The organism is Dolichospermum sp. LEGE 00246 (assembly GCF_015207865.1).
Taxonomy (GTDB): domain Bacteria; phylum Cyanobacteriota; class Cyanobacteriia; order Cyanobacteriales; family Nostocaceae; genus Dolichospermum; species Dolichospermum heterosporum.
The window spans coordinates 1-4,994 of the sequence record NZ_JADEWA010000407.1 but is presented as its reverse complement, the minus strand read 5'-3'; the positions used below and the strand labels follow the sequence as shown (position 1 = coordinate 4,994).

4 protein-coding genes are annotated in these 4,994 nt (G+C 37.9%); 3 read left to right on the top strand and 1 reads right to left on the bottom strand.

Going from position 1 to position 4,994, the window contains the following annotated elements:
• Positions 1-377: 377 nt before the first annotated feature.
• Complete coding sequence (locus IQ228_RS20910; protein WP_193964274.1) at positions 378-752, top strand: hypothetical protein; 375 nt, start codon at positions 378-380, stop codon at positions 750-752.
• A gap of 32 nt (positions 753-784) precedes the next feature.
• The gene (locus IQ228_RS20905) at positions 785-3,250 is read left to right on the top strand and encodes an ABC transporter substrate-binding protein (protein WP_193964273.1); all 2,466 of its coding nucleotides are present in this window, start codon (positions 785-787) and stop codon (positions 3,248-3,250) included.
• A gap of 24 nt (positions 3,251-3,274) precedes the next feature.
• Here the strand turns inward: IQ228_RS20905 and IQ228_RS20900 are convergent, their stop codons facing one another.
• Positions 3,275-3,913, bottom strand: coding sequence for a Uma2 family endonuclease (locus tag IQ228_RS20900; protein WP_193964271.1), 639 nt, complete (start codon positions 3,911-3,913; stop codon positions 3,275-3,277).
• 124 nt (positions 3,914-4,037) lie between these two features.
• Between IQ228_RS20900 and IQ228_RS20895 the strand changes: the two genes are divergently transcribed.
• On the top strand, positions 4,038-4,760 hold the full coding sequence (locus IQ228_RS20895; protein WP_193964269.1) for a pyridoxine 5'-phosphate synthase: 723 nt from the start codon (positions 4,038-4,040) through the stop codon (positions 4,758-4,760).
• The last annotated feature ends 234 nt before the right edge of the window (positions 4,761-4,994 follow it).

The window sequence follows — 4,994 nt, the reverse complement described above, 5'->3', positions numbered from 1 at the left end:
GGTCGGCAGCGTCGGACGTGTATAAGAGACAGGGGCAGGGGAGGGAAGAACAGAAGTTTTTTCCGTCAAACCCACATTCAGCATGAGTAACTTAGAGCTTTCTTAAGTAATTGGACAAAAATATTTACAGTCATTGCGAGCGAAGGGAAGCAATCACAACCCTTGGAATTGCTTCATTTCACTTCGTTCCATATGGCTAACGCCACGCAACGCTTACGCAATGAAATTGTGTAATTAATTCTGTCTCACTACTTAAAGTATTTGATTATGGAGGTAATTGCTGAAAATTTAGAAAAATTTCCGATTTTATCCCGTATTATTACAGACAAGCATATATCATAATAATCAACTCTTTAAAAAAACTTCTCAGGTGCAATATGAGTTCAGAATCCCATGTTAAATTCACAATTACTCTTTTCAATCCAGATTTCGATGCAGAGGAGCAGGAACGGGAAACACGAAATCTGCTGGGAGAAATTAAAGACTTAGATGTGGAAAGTGCTGGATTTGTAGAAGTGACAGAAATACCAGAAGGAGCTAAATCTGTTGGTGGTTTTTTAGTCGGGGCTTTGCAAGCTGAGGTCACTATTAGTAATTGTTATAAATTGTTGGCATGGTTGGGCGGCTTGGGTAACAAAAGTATTGAATTGGAAATTGAAGTCAACGGCAAAAAAGTGAAAGTGAAAGCCAATGGTCAGAAAGAACTAACAGCAGCACTGGAATTAGCACAAAAATTTATTGCAGGTAACTAAGAAATTACACAATATAAGGAAAGAATAACGAGATGGCGAAAGTAGCACTACTAATAGGAGTTAGTGAATATGAATCTGGACTGAACCCATTGCCAGCGACAATTAAAGATGTTGAAGCCATGCAGCGAGTTTTACAAAACCCAGAAATTGGTGGTTTTGAGGTGGAATGCCTATTAAATCCTGATCCTCTGCAAATGCAAACAGCTATTGAGAACTTGTTTTTAGATAGTCAAAGAGATGACATTGTGCTGCTTTATTTCTCCGGACATGGGATTAAACATGATAATGGCAAACTTTACTTTGCTACTAAAAGTACCCGGAAAAATGAACAGGGAGAACCGAGTAGAGCCTCCACAGTTCCAGCCGATTTTGTCCATGACATCATTAACGATAATCGTAGCCGTTCCCGAAGACAGGTCATAATTTTAGATTGCTGCTTTAGTGGTGCTTTTTCTCCCGATACCAAAGGTGAAGATGATATATCTTTGAATTTTGAGAAGGTTCAACTGGGTGGAGAAGGTCGAGCCGTCCTGACATCTAGCACTTCAACTCAGTATTCTTTTGAATCTGTTTACACTAAATATTTAGTCCAAGGAATTGAAACTGGTGAAGCTGATGAAAATCATGATGGTTTTATCTCTGTTAATGAATTACATCAATATGTTCAAAGAAAAGTTCAAGAAGATAAATATGAAATGAGACCGCAGATTCAATCGGTAATTAAAGAAGGTTTTAATATTGTGCTAACTAAAGCACCCATTCACAACCGGGAAGATATATACAAGGGAATAGTTAAGTCTTGGATACGAAGTGATGGTCAGATTTCTAATGTCGGACGTGCGGGATTAATTGAGCAACAAAATCGGCTAGAAATAGAACCTGACAAAGCTACTGCAATTGAGGCAGAAGTTTTAAAACCCCACAAAGATTACTTGAGAAGATTGGATTTATATAAGACAGAATTTCTCAGGATAACCCAGGAAAATAATCCGACTAGCGAGATTAATCATGATGAATTAAAAAGGCTACAACAAGAATTGAGATTGAAGAATGAAGATGTGGACAAAATTAACAATCGTAAAATTTCCCCAATCCCTCCACTGAAGAAAATTATTCTATATTTGCCTAAGATCAATCTTTTACAATACGTAGTAGTCGGCATGATTGGAATAATGATTGGTTATGTATTTCGACAACCACCTATTGCAAATTCCTGTGATAAAGAGACATATAACTTGAATGACAGAATTAGTTTAGGTGAAGAAATTCTCTTAACACAAGATAAAAACCCAGATAAAGAAGCTGGAGTTAAAGCATTTTTAGATGGTGATTGTAAAACTGCTATTGAGAAGTTAAATTTATATCGCAAAGCTGAACCAACAGACCCAGAAGCATTGATTTATCTGAACAATGCTAAAGCTCGTGAGAATGGAAATAGGGTCAAAATTGCTGTCAGCGTACCCATTGGCCAAAGTCCAAACATAGCAAAAGAGATGTTGCGTGGTGTTGCTCAAGCTCAAGATGAGGTGAATAATAATAATAGTGGTATCAATGGTAAAGCTTTAGAAGTAGCGATCGCTAATGATGATAATGATCCTTTTACTGCTCGAAATATTGCCAAGGCATTCGTTACCGATAAGAATGTATTAGCTGTAGTAGGCCATCATTCTAGCGATGTCACAAAAGAAGCAGGTAAGGAATATAACTCTGGAGAACTTGTAGCTATTTCTCCTACTAGCACTTCTATTCAAATTTCTAATTTTAGCCGCTATGTTTTTCGCACAGTTCCTAACGATAAACTCGCAGCAGAGAAATTAGCCGAATATATGGTGACAAATTTGCAAAATAAAAAAGCAGCGGTTTTCTATGATTTTGGCAGTGCTTATAGTGAGTCCCTAAAAGAAGAGTTTGCTAAGGCTGTTAAAGACAAGTATGGAGAGGTACTTGAGACATTTGACTTGTCCAAGCTTAATTTTAATGCAAATACTGCTGTCAAAAAAGCGATTAGTCAAAACATAGAAGTCTTGATGTTAATCCCGAATTCTATCACAATGGACAAAGTACAGGAGGTAGTTAAAGAGGTTAAAAATAATCAAAAACAGTTAAGTTTACTGGGGGGAGACGTGCTTTATAGTCCAAAGATTTTAGGAATTTGGGGAAAGCAATTTGAAGGTATGGTGGTAACAATTCCCTGGAACATTGATAGTAATCCCAAATCAAACTTTGTCAAGAATTCCAAGACATTGTGGAAAGCTCCTGTGAGTTGGCAAACGGCGACAAGCTATGATGCAACGCAGGCAATAATTGGAGCTTTAAAGATAAATAACACTCGTAATGGAATACAAAAAACGCTTCATAGTTCAAGTTTTTCAGTTAATGGTGCAACAGGAAAAATTCAGTTTTCAGAATCAGGCGATCGCATAAACAATAACATCTTCTTAGTCAAAGTTCAACAAAAACCTGGAATTGACAAATACGAGTTTGTGCCGATTCCTTAATTTTACAACTTTACCGAATAGCAATTACAAATTATCCTTAACCCAACTTCTAAAATTCCGCATAGCCTGACTTCTCCCAATAGTTAAACACTGCCGTACATACTCATTAACTAATTCGACAATGGGAATATCAGGAAAATTAGGACTAGATTGAGATTTTATATATTTCCCTTCCCGTAACAAGAAAATCTCCAAACCTTGTTGTTGATATCGCCACAGTTCAGGAACTCCCAAAATTGCATAATTGTCAAATCGAGTCCGAGAAGTAATATCAATTTCAATAGCTAAATCTGGTGGTGGATCTATATTTAAATCAATCCGATTTTTGCCAATTACAGCAGCTTGATTTTGAATATAAAAACTAGTATCTGGTTCTACAGCTTGCTGCATTCGCTTATTTTTAAGTGTTGTCGAACCAAAAGGCTCAAAATCAATTTCCAATTTATCTAATAAAAGTTTAACTAAATCACCAATAAGTTCTTTATCTTTTTCGTGTTCAGGTAAAGGAACCATAATTTCCAACCAACCATCACTATAAGAAATACGCGCCGCACGCCTTTCTCCCATTTCCTCCAAAATCTTTTCTAACTGCTGCCAACTAATATCCTTGAGTAACATTTGTTGACCTGGATTGACAATAATTTGTTGCAGTTCTAAAAGCATATCGCCTCAAAGATTATCCAATTTTTTAAGAATTATCTTTCTTTATAATATGACCATTCACCCCTAGAATTGGTATTTCCTGTAAAATTAACATCTGAGAACCGTTAAACAGGAGAAACCAGGCGTGCCTACACTCGGTGTTAATATTGACCATATCGCTACCATTCGTCAAGCACGGCGGACAGTAGAACCAGACCCCATAGCAGCAGCAGTATTAGCAGAATTAGCAGGTGCTGATGGCATTACCGCCCATTTGCGCGAAGATAGAAGACATATTCAAGATCGAGACGTACGGCTATTGCGACAAACAGTGAGAACCCATTTAAACTTAGAAATGGCAGCAACCCCGGAAATGTTAGCGATCGCTCTAGATATCAAACCCGATTATGTTACCTTAGTACCAGAAAAACGGGAAGAAGTAACAACAGAAGGTGGGTTAAATATTGTCGGACAAATTGCTAGAATAGGAGAGATAGTTGATAAACTGCAAAACGCCGGCATTCCCGTTAGTTTGTTTATTGATGCCGAACCACCACAAATTGAGGCATCTGTCAAGGTAAAAGCCAAATTTATTGAATTACATACAGGGCAATATGCGGAAGCCAAAGACGAAACAACTCGGCAAAAAGAACTAACTTTATTAGCCCAAGGCTGTGAACAAGCCATTAAAGCTGGGTTGCGGGTGAATGCCGGTCATGGACTCACCTACTGGAATGTTTACCCCATTGCCGCCCTTCCAGGCATGGAGGAACTCAATATTGGTCATACTATCATCAGTCGGGCAGCTTTAGTAGGTATAGAAAGAGCAGTCCGGGAAATGAAAGAGGCAATGCGGGGTAATTGGTAATTGGTGATTGGTAATTGGTAATTGGTAATTGGTAATTGGTAATTGGTAATTGGTGATTGGTGATTGGTGATTGGTAATTGGTAGTTGGTAGTTGGTAGTTGGTAGTTGGTAGTTGGTAATTGGGAAATATATTCCCCCTACCTTTTGCCTCTTTGGACTAGTAGTTCGTCAAATTTATTTTGACGGGTAATGATCGGAAAAAACTTCTGTTCTTCCATCCCCCACCTCCCCCAC

What these genes read in the sequence shown, in the direction of transcription:
- IQ228_RS20910 (WP_193964274.1), top strand. Translation starts at nt 378, where the DNA reads ATGAGTTCAGAATCCCATGTTAAATTCACAATTACTCTTTTCAATCCA.
- IQ228_RS20905 (WP_193964273.1), top strand. Translation starts at nt 785, where the DNA reads ATGGCGAAAGTAGCACTACTAATAGGAGTTAGTGAATATGAATCTGGA.
- IQ228_RS20900 (WP_193964271.1), bottom strand. Translation starts at nt 3,913, where the DNA reads ATGCTTTTAGAACTGCAACAAATTATTGTCAATCCAGGTCAACAAATG.